The sequence below is a fragment of the Streptomyces sp. NPDC051921 genome, assembly GCF_040680975.1.
Classification (GTDB): domain Bacteria; phylum Actinomycetota; class Actinomycetes; order Streptomycetales; family Streptomycetaceae; genus Streptomyces.
Window position 1 is genome coordinate 26606 of record NZ_JBFAXU010000035.1, and the last position, 19992, is coordinate 46597.

18 protein-coding genes are annotated in these 19992 nt (G+C 73.6%); 7 read left to right on the forward strand and 11 right to left on the reverse strand.

Features of this window, described 5'->3' with window-relative positions; genetic code table 11:
* Nucleotides 1-255: 255 nt before the first annotated feature.
* From AB0M16_RS33480 to AB0M16_RS33510, 7 genes are all read right to left on the reverse strand, one after another.
* Nucleotides 256-999: a HemK2/MTQ2 family protein methyltransferase gene (locus AB0M16_RS33480; RefSeq protein WP_365349773.1), complete on the reverse strand. Its 744-nt coding sequence runs from the start codon at nucleotides 997-999 to the stop codon at nucleotides 256-258.
* Nucleotides 1000-1083: 84 nt separating this feature from the next.
* The gene (locus tag AB0M16_RS33485; protein ID WP_365349775.1) at nucleotides 1084-2184 is read right to left on the reverse strand and encodes a glutamate--cysteine ligase; all 1101 of its coding nucleotides are present in this window, start codon (nucleotides 2182-2184) and stop codon (nucleotides 1084-1086) included.
* 166 nt (nucleotides 2185-2350) lie between these two features.
* Nucleotides 2351-4753: a SpoIIE family protein phosphatase gene (locus AB0M16_RS33490; RefSeq protein WP_365349777.1), complete on the reverse strand. Its 2403-nt coding sequence runs from the start codon at nucleotides 4751-4753 to the stop codon at nucleotides 2351-2353.
* 139 nt (nucleotides 4754-4892) lie between these two features.
* Complete coding sequence (locus tag AB0M16_RS33495; protein WP_365349779.1) at nucleotides 4893-5594, reverse strand: HAD family hydrolase; 702 nt, start codon at nucleotides 5592-5594, stop codon at nucleotides 4893-4895.
* A 16-nt stretch (nucleotides 5595-5610) separates the two neighbouring features.
* Complete coding sequence (locus tag AB0M16_RS33500; protein ID WP_365349781.1) at nucleotides 5611-5934, reverse strand: plasmid stabilization protein; 324 nt, start codon at nucleotides 5932-5934, stop codon at nucleotides 5611-5613.
* Nucleotides 5935-6143: 209 nt separating this feature from the next.
* Complete coding sequence (locus tag AB0M16_RS33505; RefSeq protein ID WP_365349783.1) at nucleotides 6144-6326, reverse strand: CsbD family protein; 183 nt, start codon at nucleotides 6324-6326, stop codon at nucleotides 6144-6146.
* 58 nt (nucleotides 6327-6384) lie between these two features.
* The gene (locus tag AB0M16_RS33510; RefSeq protein ID WP_365349785.1) at nucleotides 6385-7959 is read right to left on the reverse strand and encodes a long-chain fatty acid--CoA ligase; all 1575 of its coding nucleotides are present in this window, start codon (nucleotides 7957-7959) and stop codon (nucleotides 6385-6387) included.
* Nucleotides 7960-8118: 159 nt separating this feature from the next.
* On the opposite strand from AB0M16_RS33510, the gene AB0M16_RS33515 reads away from it, so the two are divergent.
* Nucleotides 8119-9285 carry a helix-turn-helix domain-containing protein gene (locus AB0M16_RS33515; RefSeq protein ID WP_365349851.1) on the forward strand — a complete coding sequence of 389 codons (1167 nt, stop codon included), beginning with the start codon at nucleotides 8119-8121 and terminating at the stop codon, nucleotides 9283-9285.
* A gap of 270 nt (nucleotides 9286-9555) precedes the next feature.
* Here AB0M16_RS33515 and AB0M16_RS33520 read toward each other — a convergent pair whose 3' ends face one another.
* On the reverse strand, nucleotides 9556-10197 hold the full coding sequence (locus AB0M16_RS33520) for a hypothetical protein (RefSeq protein WP_365349787.1): 642 nt from the start codon (nucleotides 10195-10197) through the stop codon (nucleotides 9556-9558).
* A 240-nt stretch (nucleotides 10198-10437) separates the two neighbouring features.
* On the opposite strand from AB0M16_RS33520, the gene AB0M16_RS33525 reads away from it, so the two are divergent.
* The 4 genes from AB0M16_RS33525 to AB0M16_RS33540 all read left to right on the forward strand — a co-directional run bounded on the left by AB0M16_RS33525 (nucleotide 10438) and on the right by AB0M16_RS33540 (nucleotide 16088).
* Nucleotides 10438-11046 carry a TetR/AcrR family transcriptional regulator gene (locus AB0M16_RS33525; RefSeq protein WP_365349789.1) on the forward strand — a complete coding sequence of 203 codons (609 nt, stop codon included), beginning with the start codon at nucleotides 10438-10440 and terminating at the stop codon, nucleotides 11044-11046.
* Nucleotides 11047-11308: 262 nt separating this feature from the next.
* Complete coding sequence (locus AB0M16_RS33530; protein ID WP_365349791.1) at nucleotides 11309-11683, forward strand: hypothetical protein; 375 nt, start codon at nucleotides 11309-11311, stop codon at nucleotides 11681-11683.
* Entirely contained in the window at nucleotides 11683-12990 is a 1308-nt protein-coding gene (locus AB0M16_RS33535; RefSeq protein ID WP_365349793.1) for a lanthionine synthetase C family protein, read from the forward strand. Before AB0M16_RS33530 ends, AB0M16_RS33535 begins: the two co-directional genes overlap by 1 nt.
* Nucleotides 12987-16088, forward strand: coding sequence for a lantibiotic dehydratase (locus AB0M16_RS33540; RefSeq protein ID WP_365349795.1), 3102 nt, complete (start codon nucleotides 12987-12989; stop codon nucleotides 16086-16088). The genes AB0M16_RS33535 and AB0M16_RS33540 overlap by 4 nt, the downstream gene beginning before the upstream one ends.
* Before the next feature lie 146 nt (nucleotides 16089-16234).
* Here the strand turns inward: AB0M16_RS33540 and AB0M16_RS33545 are convergent, their stop codons facing one another.
* Nucleotides 16235-17245, reverse strand: a complete 1011-nt coding sequence (locus AB0M16_RS33545; protein ID WP_365349798.1) for a RimK family alpha-L-glutamate ligase — start codon at nucleotides 17243-17245, stop codon at nucleotides 16235-16237.
* A gap of 159 nt (nucleotides 17246-17404) precedes the next feature.
* Here AB0M16_RS33545 and AB0M16_RS33550 point away from each other — a divergent pair, with 159 nt between their 5' ends.
* Both AB0M16_RS33550 and AB0M16_RS33555 read left to right on the forward strand, forming a co-directional pair.
* The gene (locus tag AB0M16_RS33550; protein ID WP_365349800.1) at nucleotides 17405-17767 is read left to right on the forward strand and encodes a DUF1304 domain-containing protein; all 363 of its coding nucleotides are present in this window, start codon (nucleotides 17405-17407) and stop codon (nucleotides 17765-17767) included.
* Complete coding sequence (locus AB0M16_RS33555) at nucleotides 17764-18330, forward strand: TetR/AcrR family transcriptional regulator (protein WP_365349802.1); 567 nt, start codon at nucleotides 17764-17766, stop codon at nucleotides 18328-18330. The genes AB0M16_RS33550 and AB0M16_RS33555 overlap by 4 nt, the downstream gene beginning before the upstream one ends.
* A gap of 8 nt (nucleotides 18331-18338) precedes the next feature.
* Here AB0M16_RS33555 and AB0M16_RS33560 read toward each other — a convergent pair whose 3' ends face one another.
* Complete coding sequence (locus tag AB0M16_RS33560) at nucleotides 18339-18695, reverse strand: GyrI-like domain-containing protein (protein ID WP_365349804.1); 357 nt, start codon at nucleotides 18693-18695, stop codon at nucleotides 18339-18341.
* 49 nt (nucleotides 18696-18744) lie between these two features.
* Nucleotides 18745-19929 carry a low temperature requirement protein A gene (locus AB0M16_RS33565; RefSeq protein ID WP_365349806.1) on the reverse strand — a complete coding sequence of 395 codons (1185 nt, stop codon included), beginning with the start codon at nucleotides 19927-19929 and terminating at the stop codon, nucleotides 18745-18747.
* Nucleotides 19930-19992 lie beyond the last annotated feature (63 nt).

Consider the following 19992-nt stretch of genomic DNA (forward strand, 5'->3'; position numbering starts at 1 on the left):
GACGTCCGACGCCTCCGCCCCTTCGGCCCCCGAGGCGTCTGCCTCCGCCCTCCGGCCGGCTCCGCCCCAGCCCTTCGACCTCTGACCGCCCGCTCTGCCACCCGCCCTTCGACCTCTGACCGCCCTGGGACGACGTGCCTGACGACGCCCGGGGCGACGTGACGGACGACGTGCGACCTGACTGACGACAGGGCGGGCGTTCATCACACCGCTGACGACAGGGCGGGCGTTCACCGCGCCGTTCATGGCGGGCGTTCATCGCGCCCTTCGCCCTCGCTCCTCCGCGCCGCTGCCGTGCGGCGTCATCGGAGCCCCTGGCATCGGGGCCGCGCCGACCGGCGCGAGCACCGGCTCGCGGACCGCCCGGATCACCACCAGCTCCTCGGTGCGCTTGCCCGGTGCGACCAGCCCCCGGTCCTCGAACCAGTCGGCGCGCCCGGACATGACGGGGCCGAACGGTTGGGTGCTGCGGGCCGTCACCCGGGCCCGCAGCCCCGCGTCACCCAGCGCCGTGAGGCTGGCGGGGACATCGCTGAGCGAGGACTGGACGAGCAGCAGGACGCCGCGCGGTGCCAGCACGGACGGGGCCACGCGGCAGATCCGGTCGAGGAGGAGGCGCCCGTCCGGGCCCGCGTCCCAGGCCCGGCGCAGGCCCTTCGCCGGTACCCGCGACGAGGCCGCGGGTACGTACGGGGGGTTGACGGTCACCAGGTCGAACCGCTCGCCCCGCACGGGTGCCGCGAGGTCGCCGCGCACGGCCCTGATCCGGCAGCCGTGGAGCCTCGCGTTGAGCCGCGCCGTCGCGACGGAGAGGCCGGAGATGTCGACGGCGGTCGCCTCGGCTCCCCTCCGGGCGGCGGCCACGGCGAGGAGGCCGGTGCCGGTGCAGAGGTCGAGCGTGCGGACCTCGGGCCCCAGGTCCTCGCGGGCGAGGCTCCGGAGCAGCAGGGCCGTGTCGCCCTGGGGGGCGTACACGCACGGTGGACTGATCACTCGCATCGCGTCACTCGCATCACTCTCGTCCCGTCGTCTCATGGTGCGCGGGTACCCGGCTCACGTCGGGCCACACGGCCGGCCCGGGCGTCAGGGGGCGGCGGTCAGCGCGGCGAGGCTGTCCACGACGTCGGTCAACCGACCGTGCCGCCGGTAGGTGACGCGCTGCCGCGTCGCGCCGGCGCCGAGGGCGCGGACGCTCCGCCACTGGCGCAGCACGCGCTGGGTGTCGCCGACGGCGTCCAGGCCCGGCCGCGCGCGGGCGACGAGCCGGTCGACCAGCTCGACGGCGGCCCGTTCGCGGCCCGTGTACGGATCGATGCCGAAGCCGGACAGCCCGTAGCGGGCGGCCATTTCGTGGGCCAGCAGCAGCCTGCGCAGGGGGACGGTCTGCGCGGGCCGGTCGTCGAGCACATCGTTCAGGAGGGTCGTGGCCAGGCCGCGGACCAGGGCCGCGAACAGCACCACCGTGTCCACGTCGGCGTTGGCGTCGGCGACGCGGATCTCCAGGGTGGGCACGTGCTCGGACGGCCGGGCGTGCCAGTAGATCATGCGCTGGTCGAGCAGGGCGCCGGTCCGCAACAGCTCGTCCACGTGGGCGAGGTACTGGGGTTCGTCGAGGTCGGGGGCCGGACCGACGGTGGGCCAGCTCGCGTACTCGATCGAGCGCCAGCTGTCGAAGCCGGTGTCGCGCCGCTGCGCGAAGGGCGAGTTGGTCATGAGGGCCTGCAGGACCGGCAGCCACGGCGCCATCCGGCGGGAGAGGGCGAGCGCGAGCTCGCGGTCGAAGGTGCCCACGTGCACGTGGCAGCCGCAGACCAGTCCGTCGACGGTGCTGAAACGGGAGGCGAACCGGTTTGCCATGCGCCGGTAGCGCTCGGTGTCGGTGATGGTCATCGGCCGCTCGGGCGGGACCACGACCGTGCCCGTGGCGACCGGCCTGCAGCGTTCCGCCGCAGCGGCCTTTCCGATGCCCGTCCGCAGCCGGACGAGTTCGTCCCGCAGGTCGCGGCACGAGTCCGTGGGTCGGGAGACGGTCTCGATCTGGGCGTTGAAGAACTCTCTCTGGACCTGCTCGCCGAGTTCCACGGCGGCCGCCGCGATCACTTCGGGCGCACGGTCGACCGGGGCGCGGGTGCCCCGGTCCACGAGGACGAACTCCTCTTCGACCCCCATCGTCACGATCTTCATGGGCTTCTCTCCTCGCTCCAGCCTCGCGACTACCCCGGCCCGCGCGTTCCACCCCTTTCGGGCACCGGACGCGCCCGCGGCCTGCTGCGGTCGGCCGGGCAGCACCGCCCGACCGCAGCAGGCCCGCACGGGGAGCGGAGATCCGGGAGCCCCGGAGGGCTGCCCGTCAGGACGCGTCAGGGATGTGGACGTCCAGGACGCAGATGTCGTCGCGGTTCCCCGCCCGCAGCCCGGCCAGGGCGCGGGCGAGCGTGTCGCCCGTGTCCTCCCGCAGGAGCCGCAGGGCGGTGTCGGCGAGTCTCCCGAGGCCCACCCCGATGTCCTCTCCCGGGTCCTCGACGAGGCCGTCCGTGTAGAACAGCAGGTGGTCGCCGGGCAGCAGGTCGATCGTCTTCTGCCCGTACGTGGTGCTGAAGGCGGCGCCGAGCAGGCAGCCCTCCGGCGGTGCGAGGAAGTCCGCCTCACCACCGCGGACCAGCAGCGGCGGCAGATGCCCGGCACATACCCAGGTCAGGCATCGGTCCCAGGGCTGGTAGCGCGCCATGACCATGGTGGCGGTGGCGCCGTCCGGGTCCGTCACCGTGTGGAGCAGCAGCGTGTTGAGCCTGCCGAGGACGTCCGGGAGCGCCGAGCCGGTGACGGTCATGCCCTTGGTGTAGAACCGCAGCTGGGCCATGGTGCCGACCGCGGGCAGCCCGTGGCCGGCAACGTCCCCGACGACGAACAGGGCGCTCTCGTCGGGGAGTTCGATCGCGGAGTACCAGTCGCCCCCGACGTTCGCCCCGCTGTCGGCCGGGACGTAGGCCACGTCGACGCGCAGGCCCGCGAGTTCGAGGGACTGCTCGGGGACCGGCAGCAGGGTGTCCTGGAGCCGGGCGCCCAGCGCGCGTTCGGCCTTGAGGATGCCGCGTTGGACGAGGTTGGCGCGTTCGCTCTCGACGAGGGCGAGTTCGGCGTCGCGCTGCGCGGTGAGGTCTTGGAAGAATCCGTGCACCTCGACCGGGGCGCCGTCCGCGTCGGTCTGCGCCTCCGCGACGATCCGCAGGTGGCGCACCACGCCGTTCTTCGTGGTGAGGCGGAACGGCTCGTCGATGGCCTGGCCGTCCCCGAGCAGCCGCCGGACGGCGGAGCCCAGTTTGGGCAGGTCGTCCGCCATCACGTACTGGGGCAGCTCCTCCATGTGTACCGGGCCCAGGGCGGGGTCGCGGTCGAAGACGGTGTAGACCTGGTCGGACCAGGTGATCGTGTCCGTGACCAGGTTCCAGCCCATCCAGCCGAGGTTGCCCAGACGCTGCAGTTCGGCGAGCCTGCGGGTCTCGCGCTCGCTGGTGTCGTGGCGGATCCAGGACACCACCAGCCGGTCTCCCAGCCGGGACGCCCGTACGGAATAGGTCGACTGCTGCGGGACCCCGGTGGTCACCTCGTCGTAGGTGAAGGGCTCGCTCTGGTAGGCCGTCCCGGTCATCAGCGTGTCCCGGTACCCCTCCCAGACGGCGGTGCCCGCCACGGTGGGGTACGTCTCCAGGACCCGTCGTCCGACGAGCTCCCTGCCGCGCCGGCCGGCCACGTCGACGGCCTCCGGCGCCGCGGCGTCGATGCGGTAGTCCTCGATGTCGCCCGCCTCCGACCGCAGGGGGGTGAGCAGGACCGCCGGTCCCGCCATCGCGTCGAAGATCGCCTGGACCGCCTCGGCGTCCTCGTGGGGCGTACCGGATCCCTGGGGCCCCCGGTGTTCCCGGAGCGGGCCTGCGCAGAGCCTGACGGTCCGCCGCAGGAGGGTGCGGGTGGCCGGGTCGAAGGGGCCCTCCCGGGTGCGGAAGAATCCCACGACCGCTGTCGCCGGCGAGCTTCCCGGGACGGGGAGCCACGCCCTCGTGGGCCACTGCTCGGGCGGATCCCCGATCAGCAGGTACTCGACCGCGTCCGTCTCCGGATTCTCGAGCCAGACGCCCTCGCGGGTGGTGGTCGCCTCCAGTGCCGCGACGCCGCTGAGCGGCGGGATGTGGCTCCACTGCTCGGCCAGGGCCGCGTCGATCCCGGCGTGACCTGCCAGCTCCAGGCTTCCGGTGGCCGCCGGCCGGTAGATCATGACGGCGTCCACGTCCTCGTCGTCCCGCAGCACGGCCCGCAGCAGTTCCGCGACCTCGTCCGCGGTGCGGGCGCCGGCCAGGCCTTCGGCCAACCGGGCCAGGAGGGCCCTGGACCCGCCCGGCCAGCGGCCACCGAGGGCGTGGGGGGCCGTACCGGACCGCAGGAGGTCGAGGGGCGCCCGCCCGGCCGATCCGGACGACGTGACCTGCGGCGCCGGCCGCGAGCCGATCCGGCTCAGGGTGATCCAGCACTCCTCCAGGAGGGTCCGCCGCCGCTGTCCGGCCCGGTCGAGCAGCAGCTGGTACGCGGCTTCCGCCGAGACGCCCGTCTGGGCCATCAGCACGCCCTTGGCCCGCTCGACGACGGCCGTCACCGAGGCCACGCTCTCCAGGTCGACGATCTCGGCACGGAGCCTCGTCACGACCCTGGCGAGCGCCAGCACCTCAGGGGCCGTGCCGCCGACGGCGTCGGGATGCACGGGATCGCCCTTCAACGGAATCGCCCTCCATACGAATGAGCATGGCACGCGACGCATCCCCATGGCATTTTGTGGATGCCGCCCCGCTCCGCTCCGCCGCGCGTCCGTTTCCTCTCCTCCGCCCGCGCGGGGCCCGTGATCACCGTCGGCCGGTGGGCGGGCTCGGGAGACGAAGACCGACGCCGGCGGCGAACGGGCCGGAGCCGAGGTGGGCGAGGAGATCGGCGGGGTCCCGGTACACGTCCCGGGCTCCGGCCTCCTCCAGGTCGGCGCGGGGTATGCCGCCGCACAGGAGCCCCACGCAGGCGACGTCGGCGCGGGTGGCCGCCCGCATGTCCCAGACCGTGTCGCCGACGAACACCGATCCGCGCGCGGGCGCGTCGGCGAGACCGAGGGCGTGGTGCACCGGATCCGGCGCGGGCTTGCCGTCCTCCACGTCATCGGCGGAGGCCGTCGCGGTGATGGCGTCGTCGGCGTCGACGGCCCGCAGCAGGGCGTCCAGTTCGGCCTGCTTGGCGGAGGTCACGAGCACCACGCGCCAGCCGCGCCGGTCCAGCTCCCTCAGCAGGTCGCCCGCCGAGTCCAGGGGCGGCAGCCGGTCGAAGTACGTGCCGTAGAGGGTGTCGTGCGCGGCGGTCACGGTGCCGTCCTCGTCGGTGTCCCGGTCCTCGCCCAGAAGGTGCGTGAGGAGGTCCTCGCCGGGCAGGCCGATCGCACGGTGGATGTCGTGCATGGCGACGTCGTGGCCGGCCTGCCGCAAGGCCTCCCACCAGCACGTCACGTGCAGGTGGTTGGTGTCGGCGAGGGTGCCGTCGACGTCGAACAGCGCGGCCCTGTTCATCCGGGCCTCCCTGGTCTCAGTCACCGAGCGCGCGCTCGAGCTCGGCCTTGTTCATGGAGGAGCGGCCGTGCAGGTTGCGGCGCTGCGCCTCAGCGTAGAGCTGGTCGTACGTGGGTCCCTGCGCGCCGCTGTGGGAGCGCTGTCCGCCACGCCTGCCCGAGGACATGTCCTCGATCGAGCTCTTGCTCGCGGTCTCGGACTCGCCCGCGCGGGCCCGCTCCTTGTTCACGGTCCGCGCCGCGATCTCCTTCGCCCGCTCGGGGCTCTCGCCGCGCCGCTCCGCGCTTTCCTTGATGTGCTCGTACTGCCGCTCTCGCTTGGGACTGGATCCTCGGGGCATGACGACTCCTTCGCCGGGACGGGACCGACCGGATGGCACCGCGGGGGCGGCGCCGTCGGTCACCGGGAACATGCCGGGCGGCTACCCGCGCCGTCCTTCCACACGCCTCGCACCCTCGGGCCGCGACGGAGCGGCAGGGGGCGTCCGGACGACCGCCGTGCGGTGGCGGGCACGGCGCACGCGCCGTGCCCGCCGACTGCCGAGTGCCGTCACCTCTTCTTCTCGCCGATGCTCCGCATCCGTGCGGCGGCGTCCGCGGCGGACTCCTCGGCCCGTCCCTTGGCCTTCTGTGCCTTGCCCTTCATCTCCATGTCCTTGTCATCGGACATCGAGCCGATCTCTTCCTTCGTCTTGCCCTTGATCTGCTCGGCCTTGCCCTTCATCTTGCCCATGGAGCCTGCCTCCCGGATCACGGGTACCGACCGGTGCGGGGTACCGACTGCCTGGCGGCTACCCCCGAAACGGACCGCCATGCTCCCGACCCTGCCACCCGGCTCGTGCCGTGCGCACGGCACGCCGGCCCCTCCCGTCCGGCCGCCACGCCGTCGGCACGGTGATCTCCCGCTTGAGGATCTTGCCGCTGGGCCCCAGCGGCAGCTGGTCGACGAGCCACACCTGGCGCGGGTACTTGTACGCCGCCACGCGGTCCTTGACGTACTGCCGCAGCTCGTCGGGGGTGGCCCGGGCGGTGGGGCGGAGGACGACCACGGCCGCGACCTCCTCGCCCAGCTCGGCGTGCGGGGTGCCCACCACGGCGGCCAGGGCGACGGCCGGGTGCTCGTGCAGGACCTCCTCGATCTCGCGCGGGTAGACGTTGTAGCCGCCGCGGATGATCATGTCTTTCTTGCGGTCGACGATGTACAGGTAGCCGTCCTCGTCCGCGCGGGCGAGGTCGCCGCTGCGGAGCCAGCCGTCGGGGACGGCGGCCGTCGTCTCCTCGGGGCGGTTCCAGTACCCCTTCATCAGGTTCGGTCCCCGCACGGCCAGTTCGCCGATCTCGCCCGGGGCCACGTCCTGCCCCTTCTCGTCCAGGAGCCGCACCTCCACGTCCCGGATGGGGGTTCCGATGGAGCCGGCCTTGCGCGGCCGGTCGGGGTGGTTGAAGGTGACCACCGGGCTGGTCTCGGACATGCCGAAGCCCTCCAGCACCGGACAGCCGAAGCGCCGCTCGAAGCCGTGGAGGATCTCCACCGGCAGCGAGGCGCCGCCGGAGATGCACATCCGCAGCGTCGAGACGTCCGCCTCCTTCGGGTGCTGGAGCAGCGCCGCGTACATGGTCGGCACGCCCTCGAAGACGGTGGCGCGCTCCCGCGCGATGGCGTCCAGGACGGCTCCCGGTTCGAACCGGGGGATCATGACGAGGGAGGCTCCGCTGCGGACGGCCGCGCTCATCGTGCAGATCTGTCCGAAGATGTGGAACAGCGGCAGACAGCCCACCACCACGTCCTCCGGCTCCATCCGCTGGATGTGGACGCTGTTGACCTCGGTGTTGTGCCGCAGACTCGCGTGGGAGAGGACGGCGCCCTTGGGACGGCCGGTGGTGCCGGAGGTGTACAGCAGGACGGCCATGTCCTCGCCGTCCGTGTCGGCGACCTCGGGGAGCGGCTCGTGAGCGGCCAGGGTCCCGGCGAACGCGGCGGGTTCGACGGCCGTGTGCCGCACTCCCGCGGCCGCCGCGCCCTGGGCCCCCTCGCCCGGCGCCTGGTGCCACTCGAAGAGCCGGACCGCCCCGGAGTCGGCGAGGTGGAACTCCGTCTCCCGGGTCTTCAGAAGCGGGTTCATCGGCACCACGACCGCCCCGGCGCGCAGGACTCCGTAGTACAGGACGACGAACTCGGGGACGTTCGGCAGCATCAGGGCGACCCGGTCGCCCGGTCGCACGCCTTCGGATCTGAGCAGTGCGGCGGCGCGCGCGCTGCGGTCGTCCAGCTCCGCGTACGTGATGACCTGCTCCCCCAGGCGCAGCGCGGGGCGCTCGGGCTGCCGCCCGGCCGTCTCCACGAGGAACCCTGCCAGATTGGGCATGACCCACCTCCGTTACACGGAACGTCGAATGTTTACATCGCCGACATCTTGCAGCCGTCCCTGACGGTTACCTATGGCCGGCCGGACAGCAACGGGGGTCCAGGATTGTTCCTGGCGACAATCGGGGGGCGTTAGGCTGCGGAGATGGATCTTTCGGGTGTGGCGACGGCGCTGCAGGCCAGACTTCCGGAACTGGGCGAGCGGATGGCCCTGCGCATCCGCTCGGACGTCGCGGCCTACCAGGACGAGTCCCTGATCTCCCTGGACTCGCTGCGCCGCTCCTGCACCGCCAACGCGGGCCTCATCCTCGCCCACGTCCGCCTCGGAGGCGGTCCGGACGCGAGTTCGGCCCGCGAGACCGGCCGGGTCCGGGCGGAGCAGGGCGTTCCGCTGGCGGACACGTTGCACGCGTACCGGATCGGCTCGGAGCTGTTGTGGACGGAGATCCTCGCCGAGGCGCGTACGCGCCCGGAGGTCACCGACGATCTGCTGGTGTCGCAGTCCACGAAGTTCTGGGCGTTGTCCGGCCTGTTCGCCGAGGCGGTGGCGGTGGCCTATCGGGAGACGGCGGCCGAGCTGACCTCGCGGGGGCAGGCGAGGCGCTCGGCCCTGGTGGAAGCGCTGTTCACGGGCATCGTCACCGACCGCACACTGTGGGAGACCGCCCGCGAACTGGGACTGCCCGAGCAGGGACCGTACGCGGTCGCCGTCGCGGAGGCGGGCACTCCGGGCGAGGAACCGCTGGCGGGCGCGGAGGCGGCGCTGCGCCGGGCGGAACTGCCTTCCGCCTGGCGGCTGTTGCCGGACCAGCAGCTCGCCCTGATCGCCCTGCCCACCGCCACGGCGGAGACCGCGTGCCTGCGCGTCCTTCGCGGGGCCCGCGCACGCGTGGGCTTCAGTCCGAGCTTCCGCTCGCTGCGGGAGACCCCGCAGGCCCTGCGCTTCGCGCGGCTGGCCCTGGCCGGGCTGGAGGGCACCGGTCACGGCGTGGCCCGCTTCGACGACAACCCGCTGGCCATGGTCGTGTCGGCGGCGCCGGCCGAGGCCGCCCACCTGGTGGCGGTGGTGCTCCGCCCGGTACTCGACCTGCCGGCCGCGGAACGCTCCCGCCTGCTCCGCACCCTCGAGCACTGGTTCGCCGCCGCCGGCTCGGCCGGCGCCGCGGCCCGGAGTCTCTTCGTCCACCCCAACACCGTCCGCTACCGCCTGCGGCGCGTCGAGGAGTTGACGGGCCGTTCGCTGTCCGATCCGCGAGCGACGGCGGACATCGGCGCGGCTCTCCTGGCCGTCCGTCACCCGGGGGCCGGCGCGGCCGCCGGAGGATAGGTCGGCACCCGTCGCGCGGCCGCCGGAGGATAGGTCGGCACCCGTCGCGCACTCGCGCCGGCGCCGGCAGGACGGCCGGCGGACTCCCGCCCACGGTCGGACGGCTCGGCATGGGGAGCCCGACCAACCCCGGGACGGAACTCCTGAACCGAGCTCCTGGTCGGCACCGAGCACGACACGGCTCATGGCCGACAGCCTGACCGCCGGGGCCGACGACGCAGCCGGGTCCGACGACGCAGGCGAGGGGGCGCCGCCTGCGGTCCCCACTCCCTACGCCTCCGGTGACACCGCCGCCGCGGGAACGTCGAGGACGCGGGAGAGGGCCGCGGTGACGGCAGCACAGTGATCCGGCAGGTGTCCGGATGCCCAGTTCGCAGCCAGCGCGAGGAAGTCGACGAGGTCGCGCTCGGCACCGGCGAGCAGGTGGCGGAGTTCGGTGAGGGACAGCTCGATCACCGGACCGTCGCCCTGCTCGGCGTCGACAGTGAGCCGGACGACGTCACCGACGCGTTCCGCGACCGGTGACTCCGGTGCGTGCCCGAATCCGAGCGTGTGCTCGCCCTCGACCAGCCGGTACCAGTCGCGCCAGTCCTCCAGCCCGTCGCAGCAGCCGGGAACGAAGCTGACGCCCGTGGAATCGTCGACGACGCGCAGGCCACCGGCCGCGAAGAGGACGTCGCAGGTCAGCAGTCCGTGAAGGAACGAGCCGAGCGCGTCGGCCGGACGGGGCGGGTGATCGCCGTCGGGGTCGACGTCGTTGCAGTCGGCGATGCGCATCATCGCCGTCCCGACCTCGGCGGGTGAGAGCGTGCCGCTCAGAGGAAGGAACCCGAACGGTTCGACGTCGGCGACGGGCCAGAGGCCGAATCCGTCAGGGGCGTAGATCTCCAGGACGGGCTGCATCATGATCACCCGCTGCATTCTGCATCAAGTCCGCCGTACGATCGCCGCATGACCGTCGGTGGGCCGGGTGGGTGCCGGGGCCTGGGGCTCGCGCCGCGCGCGAGTCGCCGCATCCGGTGGCGGACCCTCACCATGCCGGCGGCGGAGGCGAGGGCCTTGTCGGACCAGGTCACCGGCTCCACCTACGATGTATGCGCCATTCACATGACGACGAGATGTAAGCGCCGCAAACATCAGGGAGTGTGACCCATGCCGCAGACCGGCACGTACCACCACGGCGACCTGCGCGCCGCCTGCTTGCGCGCCGCCCGGGAGCTGCTGGAGGAAGACGGCAGCGCCGGTCTGTCGCTGCGCGCGGTCGCCCGCCGGGCCGGTGTGTCGGCGACGGCCCCGTACCGTCACTACGCGGACCGTGACGCGCTCGTCTCCGCCGTGGCCGCCGAGGGGTACCGCGAACTCGCCGCACACCTGGCCGCGGCCCACCCCGCGCCCTCGGCCCCGGATGACCTGGCGGCGGTCGCGGTCGTCTACGTGCGGTTCGCGCTCGACCACCCGGCCCTGTTCCGGGCGATGTTCGCCGAGCCCTGCGACCCGACGAGCGAGGAGCGGGTCGCCGCGACCGCCGTCATCACCGAGTACGTCCACGGCATCGTCCGCGACGCCTTCCCGGGCGCCGCCGACGCGGTCGCGCTGGCGACGTCCGTCTGGGCCCTCGTCCACGGGCTGGCGTTCCTGCACCTCGACGGGAAGTTGGACACCTCCACCCCCGAGGTGGTCGCGGAGCAGGTCCGCACGTCCGTGCGCGCCCTCTTCACGATGGCCCCCTCCTCGCCGGCGGCGACGCGGACCGGCAGGTAGTCCTCCGGTTCAGCGGCGGGTGCGGTCGCGGCGCCGACCGCCGGCGGAGGGGGCGTGCTCGCGGCTCGGCCGCGGACGTCCCCTCTCCGGTCCGGCCTCCCGTCCGACGACGGGGAAGCAGCCACTGCTGAGGGCGGCAGGCGGAGTTCGGCCCGGAGCCGCCACTGTGTCCGCGGCGACGGTCCGGGGTTGCGGCCTCCGCCCGAAGTGCCATCGTGGAAGGAGGGGCGTTGCTCGGTGACCGATTGCCGAGGGTTGAGTCATGGAAGACGAGCGAGCGCACGTCGAATTCCACGATGACGAGTTCGACCTGGACATCCGCGTCAAGATGACGACGCGGGAAGTCGACCACTTCGTGATCGAGGACACCCACAGCTGTGCCAGTACGTGCGGCGACGAGTGCACGAACAGCTGTGCCAGTACCTGTGCGGGGAGTTGCCCCGTGCTCAGGGACACCCCCAACGAGACCGAGACCTGTGAGACGTGCGGCTCCTGCACCTCGGAGTGCGACCGCAGCCTCTACGAGGATCACTACGTCCTGGAGGTCAGCCAGGTCCGGGCCGACGGGGTCACCCGCAAGGTCGCCGGTGAGCATGTCATCCGCCGTGTCGTCGAGCACGCCCCGCAGGAAGGCTGATGGCACCGCCCGCCTGGCAGCCGCCCATCGGCGATCCGCGGACCGCCGCGTCGGTGCGCGCCGTCTCCGTGGACGTGCTCTCGCGGCTGCGTGACCCCGACGTCGTCGAGGCAGCGGCCCGTACGGCGCCGCTCCACGGGCGTCCGCGGTGGACGGCGCACAGCACCGCCCAGGGCGCGAGCGGTATCGCCCTCGCCTTCGGGCACCTCGACCGGTGCCTGCCCGGGGAGGGTTGGGACCGTGTGGCCCACCAGCACCTCAGCCGTGCCGTCGACGGCACCGCCTCGCATCCGGTGGGCACGCTGGGACTCTTCGCCGGCCTCACCGGAGTCGCCTTCACCACCTCGTACCTGGCTCGCGGCGGACAGCGGTACCGCACCCTGCTCGGCGGCATCGACGACAGCCTCTACACCCGGATCCCCCGACACCTTCCGGCCGTCACCGGGGAAGGGCTCGCCGTCGGCACCTACGACCTCGTGTCGGGATGGACCGGCGTGGCCGCGTACCTCCACTCCCGGCCGACCGGCCCGGCCCGGGACCGGGCCCTGCACACCGTGCTCGCCTGGCTCGTGGACCTGTCCCGTGCCGTCGACGGGGTCCCCGCCTGGCACACTCCCCATGCCCTCGTCACCGACGAGAGCCTGCGCGACCGGTACCGGTCCGCGGTCGCCAACTGCGGCCTCGCCCACGGCATCACCGGCCCCCTCGCCCTGCTCGCCCTCGCCCACGCCGACGGCCCGATCGGCGCGGGGCACACCGATGCGATCCGCCGCACGGCGTCCTGGCTCGCGGCGCACCAGGTCGGCGACGCCCGCGGAGGGGCCTTCCCGTCGGTCGTGCCACTCGGTGAGGACTCCGGCGAAGCCCCACCGTCCCGGGACGCCTGGTGCTACGGCAGCCCCGGCGTGGCGCGCGCCCTCTGGCTCGCCGGCACGGCCCTCGGCGACGCCGACCTGACCCGTACCGCCGTCTCGGCCATGCGGGCCGTCCTGCGACGGCCCGTCGCCGAGCGGCGCATCGACTCACCCGGGTTCTGCCACGGCATCGCCGGGCTGCTGCAGGTCACGCTGCGCTTCGCCGCCGACACCGGAGACGAGGAGATCGGTGACGGCGCACGCCGTCTGGTCGACCAGTTGCTCGGCGAGTACCGGCCGGAGGCGCCCTTCGGCTTTCGCAGCGTGGAGCCCGACGGCACCCGCGAGGACCGCTCCGGCCTCCTCGAAGGCGCCGCGGGGGCGGCCCTCGCCCTGCTTGCCGCCGTCACCCTCGAACCACCCGCCTGGGACCGGTTCTTCCTGCTGTCATGAGCGCCGACACGTCCCCCGGCCCCGGCACCCGGCGACGGGCCGCCCGTCGGACGCCGGGGTTCTACCGCTGTCTCGACCACTTCCTGATCCGCGCCCCGATCCTCCCCGTCACGGACTATCCGACGGCCGCGTACCTCGGCCGAGCGACCGCGACCGCCCGCGTCCGGGACGACGAGCACGCGCGGCGTGCCGTCGTCGTGTCCTCGCTGCCCCTCGCCGCCTCGTTGCCGGCCCCCTCGCGCACCGAACGCGACCGGCGACGCCTCGAGTCGAGCATCCTGCGCTACCTCATTCGCCTCAGCACCCGGCCCACTCCCTTCGGACTGAACGCCGGCGTCGCCCTGGGGCGGTGGGGGCCGGTCACCGACGTCCGCCTCGCCGAGCGGCCGCCCGACGTCCACGCCCGCATCGACATGCACGCCCTCGTGCACTTCGTCACCGCCCTCGAATCGCGGACCGGGATCCTGCAGGCGACCACGGTCATCGCCAACCCGGCCGTGCTGCACCGCGCCGGCCGGATCACGTTGAGCGGTGTCGAAGCGGCTCTCGGGGCGAACGGCGGCGAGAACGTCACCCTCCGCGCCACCGGCGCCGTCACTCGCGCCCTCGCCCTCGCCCGCACCCCCGTGGCCTACGCCGACCTCGCCGCCGACCTCCTGGAGGCCGTCCCCGGCGCCACTCCCGACAAGGTGAACGACCTGCTGTACCGGCTGTGGCGGCACGCCTTCCTCCTGACGGACCTCCGACCACCGCTGACCCACCTCGATCCCGCGGGACACGTCCTCGACCACCTCCGCCGGATACCGGCGGCCGCCACCGCCGCCGCGGACCTCGGCAAGCTGCTGGGCGCGATCCAGGACTGGGAGGGGCAGCCGGCCGGCACCGGCGCCGCCGCCTTCCCGGCGCTCGCCGACCACGCCCGCCGCGTCACGGGCTTCGAGACGGCCACGCCGCTGCAGGTCGACACGGTGCTGCCGCTGGCGGCCTGCGAGGTGTCCCGCGCCGTGGCCGACGAAGCGGTCCGCGCGGCCGAACTGCTGCTGCGGCTCACCCCGTTCCCCTTCGGCCTGCCGCAGATCAGCGCCTACCGGAGCGCGTTCGAGGTCCGCTACGGCACCGACCGCGACGTGCCCGTCCTCGAACTCCTCGATCCCGTCACCGGCCTCGGCTCGCCGTCCCGCCTCCCGCCGGTCCTTCCCGCCAAGGCCGAAAGGGCCGACACCTTGCTCCGTCTCGCGACCGGTGCGCTCCACGACCACCTCGCCGGCATCGAACTCGACGAGGACACCATCGACCGGCTCGCCCTCTGGGAGGCGGTCCCCGAGCGGCTCCCGTCATCGCTCGACCTCTACGCCATGGTCTCCGCCGCGTCACCGGCCGCCCTGGACGCCGGCGACTTCCACCTGGTCGTGGGCCCCAACGTCGGTGCCGGAGCGGCCGGCCGCAACCTCGGCCGCTTCGCCGGCATGCTCCCCGGTGCCGTTCCCGCCCTGCGCGACATCGCCGACGCCGAACACACCGTGGAAGCCGGCCGCGTGCTGGCCGAACTGGTCTACCTCCCGGAGAGGACCCGCTCCGCCAACGTCGTCGTCCGGCCCGCGATCCGCGACCACGAGGTCGGCATCCGCACGAGCGCGGCGGACGGACCCGCCCGCCCCATCCCCCTCGACCAGCTCGCGGTCCGCGTCACGAACGGCAGGTTCGCACTGGTCTGGGACGACGGCGCGGGGGAACGGCGAGAGGTCGGCGTCTGCTCAGGACACATGCTCAACAACGTCCGGGCACCCGCCGTCTGCCGCTTCCTCGCCGAGGTGAGCCGCGACGGCACCGCGCAGGTCGTCGGCTTCGACTGGGGCCCGGCCCGCGACTTCCCGTACCTGCCCCGCGTCACCTCGGGCCGGGTCGTCCTGCGCCCGGCCCAGTGGCGCATCGACCACGCCACGGCGCACGAGCTGGCCGCGGAGCCGGACCTCTTCCCGGCCCGGTTCGAGGCCTGGCGCCGGCGGTGGCGGGTGCCCCGCCACACGTACCTCACGAGCAGCGACGCGGCCGCGGACCACCGGCTCCTCGTCGACACCGCCGCACCGCCCCACACCCACGAGATACGGCGGGCCCTGAACCGCCTGCGGCCCGGCGGCAGCGTGGTCCTCCAGGAGGCCGTTCCCGGTCTCGACGACGCCTGGGTGAGCGGGCCGAACGGCCGCCACACCGTCGAACTCGTGGTGTCCATGGCCCGCAACGAGCCCGTTCCGCGCTCCGTTCCACCCGCCGGAGCCGGCGCCCCGGTGACGCGCGCGGACCGGCTGCGCCCCCCGGGCAGCGACTGGACCTTCGTCAAGCTCTACGGCGACCGCCAGGAGGAGGAATCCCTGCTCGCCGGCGCTGTGCGCGAGCTCGTGCGCTCGCTGGACGGGCGTTCCGACCGACGGTTCTTCCTGCGGTACGCGGACCCCGAACCCCACCTGCGGCTACGGCTGCGAGGCGACCCCGCCGCACTCGTCCCCGCCGTCAGCGAGTGGGCCGGGCCCCTGCTCGCCGACGGCCACGTCTCGCGGTTCACCTTCGACGTCTACGATCGTGAGGTCGAACGCTACGGCGGCCTCTTCGGGATGGACGTCACCGAGCGGCTGTACTCCGCCGACAGCTCGGCCGTTCTCGACCTGCTCTCCCTCGACCGCACCGGCGAGTCCCCGCTCGACAGGACGGGCCTGGCCCTGCTCTCCGTGGACGACCTGCTGGCCGGGCTGGGCCTGAGCGAGGCCGAGAGGCTCCGCTTCTACCGTCGGGCGGCTCCCGCGGAGCGACTCGCGGGCGCCGAGTACCGCATCCGCAAGGCGGAGTTGTGCGATCTGCTGCGCAGCCCGCCGCCCCGCCTCATCGGTGACGTCCTCGCCCGGCGCCGCCCGCACCTCGCGGACGCCGCCGACCGGCTCGCCGATCTGCACCGCCACGGCCGACTCGGCAAGACCCTGCCCGAGCTGTGCCACAGCTACGTGCACCTGCACTGCAACCGCCTCCTGGGCGCGGACCGCGCCGCCGAGAACACGGCCTTGGACCTGCTCCGCCGCACCCGGCACAGCCTGACATCGGGAGCCTGAGACACCCGCCGGGTCTCGTCGCCGTCACCGACGGGACGTTCCGGCGGAACACGGTGACGCCCGTCCCGGAGGAACGCGCCGGGTCCTCGCCCGGGAGGAACTCGGCGTCGTCGTCCCCGGTCCGGCCGACCTCCCGGTCGATCAGGTCACGGGCCCGCCGACGGCGCTGACGGTGAACCAGGTGTCGCCTCGCCCGCGGCGTACGGCGGTTCGCCCCGCACGGGGTCCGCGGCGGCGAGGCGGCTCCGGCATGCCGCGGCGACGGCCTCGGCGACACCGGGCATGTCCGGCTGCCAGGTCGGGTTGCCGTTCACCTCGCACACGCTGAAGGAGCCGTCCGCCTCGAAGAGCAGGTCGACACCGGCGACGCCGAGGCCGATGGTGTCCGCCGCCGCGACGGCCAGTGCCTCGGCGTCCGGGTACCGGCCGGTGCAGACGGTGTGTGTGCCGCCTTGCGCCAGGTTCGAGACGAGGCGGTCGTCGTGCGCCGTACGCACGACCGCGGCCACGGCCCGCCCGTCCACCACGAGCACGCGCAGGTCACGGCCGTGCGAGTGGGCGACGTACCGCTGCAGGAGGTAGGGGTGACGGTCGTCCAGGCTGCCCGCCACCGCCCGCAGCCACGCGTCGTCGGGGGCGAGGAAGACCCGTCGGCCCCGGTGGCCGCGCACGGCTTTGACCACGTACGGCGCGGGCAGACCGATGGCCGGTACCTGCTCCAGGGGGGCGTCGGTGTGGGTACGGGTGTCGGGGACAGGAATGCCGGCCGCGGCGAGCTGCTGCAGCTGCCAGAACTTGTTCACCGACGCCAGGACCGCCTCGGCGGGGTTGAGCAGGCGCGTGCCCATGGCGGCCAGGTGCCGCAGCAGCGTGACCTCCCGGTCGGCCGAGAGCCGCGGCGTCGACAGGCGGGCGTAGGCCACGGCGGGCGCTGACAGGGGCCTGCCGTCGGTGTCGGCGAGCGTGAGCCGGCCGCCTTCCACTCCGAGCACCAGCCCGCTGCTGCGGACGACCGTGGCCCGCTGCCCGAACTCCGACGTGAAGGCGTCCAGGAGCTGGGACGTGACGGGCCCCGGCTTCCCGTGCCCGGCACCGGTGTTCCGGCTCGGGCCGGAACACAGCACCAGCCACACGCTTGTCTCCTCCGCCGGTGTCATGACCCTCCTTCACCCGCCCGTACGGGCCTCCGCGGCCGTACGACGGATGGTAGGTGCACGAGAGGCGGGCCGGCGGCCGGTCCATCCACCGGAGAATTTCATGGACAGCCGTCCAGGTATACTGGACACCTGTCCATGAACCTCAGGAGGAGGATTCCGGTGGAAACGACGGCCGACGTGCTGGTGGGGCTGATCGCCGCCCTGCACGCCTACATCCTGGTCCTGGAGATGTTCCTGTGGGAGCGGGGCCCGGGCCGCAAGCTCTCGGGCTTCGACGCGGCCCTGGCCCGCGCCACCGCTCCGCTCGCCGCGAACCAGGGCCTCTACAACGGCTTCCTGGCCGCCGGGCTGATCTGGTCCCTGATCGCTGACGATCCCACCGGATTCCAGGCCCAGGTCTTCTTCCTCGCGTGCGTCGTCGTCGCCGGCCTGTACGGCGGATTCACCGCGAACCGGCGGATCCTCGCCGCCCAGGCGGCTCCGGGGGCCATCGCTCTCGCCGCCGTCCTGCTCGCCCGGTGAGCGCCGTGCGGCCGGATCCCCGTACGGCGCGGACCCGGGCCAGGCTGGGTCGAGCGCTGCTGGAGGAATGCGCCGAGCGCCCGCTGGCGGAGGTGAGCGTCGCCGCCCTGGTCCGCCGGGCGGGCGTCGGCCGCGCCACCTTCTACCTCCACTACACCGACCTGGAGGCGCTCGCCGTCGACGCCTGCGCCGACATCGTCCGCGAGGCCGTGGACGCCCTGCACGCATGGCGCGGCACACCGGACCCCGTGAACCCCCCGCCGGCCCTGACGGCCTTCTTCGAGGACATCGCCCCGCACGCCGCCCTCTACCGCGAACTGCTGCGCCCCGGCGGCAGCGGGCCCCTCGGACTCGTGCTCCACCAGGACCTGCGGGCCCGCAGCCGTACCGAGCGTGCCCTGGCCGGTGCCCCGGAGCCCGACCTGGTCGCCTCGGCCGTGGCCGCGACCTTCGCCGGAGTGCTCGCCGACTGGCTGCACGGCCTCGTGGAGGCGACCCCGGCCGAGATCGCTCACCGGGTCTGGCGCCTCCTCGTCAACCTGCACCGCACCCCGCTTCCCTGAGCCGCCGATCAGCCCACGACCGGCCAGTTGAGTTCGGTGCGCAGGTCGCGCGGGTCCGTGTCCGGGGAGGGCCGCGTCACGTACGTCTCCCACCGGTCCTCGCCGGCCGTCATGCCCCGCTCCCGCATCCAGGCACCCAGCCGTTCCCAGGAGGCCCCGAGACCGTCGAACGAACCGACGTGCGTCAGCCGGGCGATCCGGCCGCCGGGCAGCGAGCCGGCCACGACCCCCGCCTCCGGCCGCACCGCCCGGTCGGTCACGAACCCGACCTCCAGGTCCAGCGTCTCGCCGGACGCACCGTGGTAGAGACCGAAGGCCGGGCTCAGCACGCCGATCCGCTGCGCCTGGACGGTCCTGAGCCACACGCCCTCCGGGCGCGCAGTGCGCGGCGACGTGCCGCACATGCGGACGGACTCACCGAGCGGTGTCGAGCGGCGCCCGGCGGGACTGGACCGCCTTCGCGTAGAGCAGGTGGGCGCCGGCCTCGGCGGCGAGGAGGAGGACCACCAGCCACGGCGGGAGGACGTCCGCGCCCAGCACGACCAGGAGGGGGATCGCGACACCGGGCAGCGCCCAGACGGCCACCGCGCGCAGCGGTCGGCCGAACCGCAGCGCGATCAGGGCGTGCGCCGCGTGATAGACGGCCAGCCCGCCGGCGAGGGCCCACACCGCACCCCTCGGCAGGTGGTCGTGCCCGGACTCCTCCACGGCCGTGGCGAGTCCGGCGGCCATGGAGATGACGGCGGCGGTGACGAAGAAGTGCAGGAAACCGCCCACGTCACGGGCGAGCAGATAGGCCTCGCGGGTGCCGGCGGTGCCGATGACGCGCTCCGCCGCGGTCGAGGCGAAGTCGAAGTAGGACCACCACAAGGCGGCCAGCAGGACGAATCCCAGGAAGGCCACGATGCCGGCCCGGGCGGTCCAGGTGTGGTCCGTGGCGGTGACGAGGGCCAGCACCGACTCGCCCAGGACGATGATGACGAACAGTCCGACCCGCTCGACCAGGTGTCCGGTGTGGACCCGTCCCGGGATGCCCCGCCCCCGCGCGGTCAGCAGGAGCACCATCTCCGCCAGCAGCAGGACGGCCCACACCGCGTAGCGCCAGGGAGCCGGTACCGCCGCCGAGCCGGCCCACAGCAGCCCGGAGAGCAGACAGTAGGTCAGCGGCCGCCAGCGGGGCAGCGCGCGGGGCGGGGGGAAGCGGGTGGCGGGCCACCACAGGGCGAGCAGGACGACGCGGGTCCCCGCGTAGCCGAGGGCGTAGGCGGGAGCCCGGTCCCCGTCGGCCTCGGGCACCGCGGCGGCCATCACGGCGAGGCACAGCATCGCGGTCAGCATGACGACGCGGCGGCGGGCGCTGTCGTCCTGGAAGAGGTTGGCGGAGACCGTGAGGTTCGCCCACATCCACCACGGCGGGAAGTAGAGGCCCAGGAACACCGCGAACTCGCGCCACCCGGGGTCGCCGTGGAGACCGTGCGACAACTGGGCGACGACGGCGACGAAGACGAGGTCGAAGAAGAGTTCCAACCATCCGGCGTGTCGGGGCTCCGGCTCCGGCACGGGCGAGGGCAACGACGCGGGGGTGTGCGGAGTGCTCATCGGGCCATCCGAGTGGGGATTCGACAGCGGCACGGTCTGACTGCATCAGATTCCGACTGCATC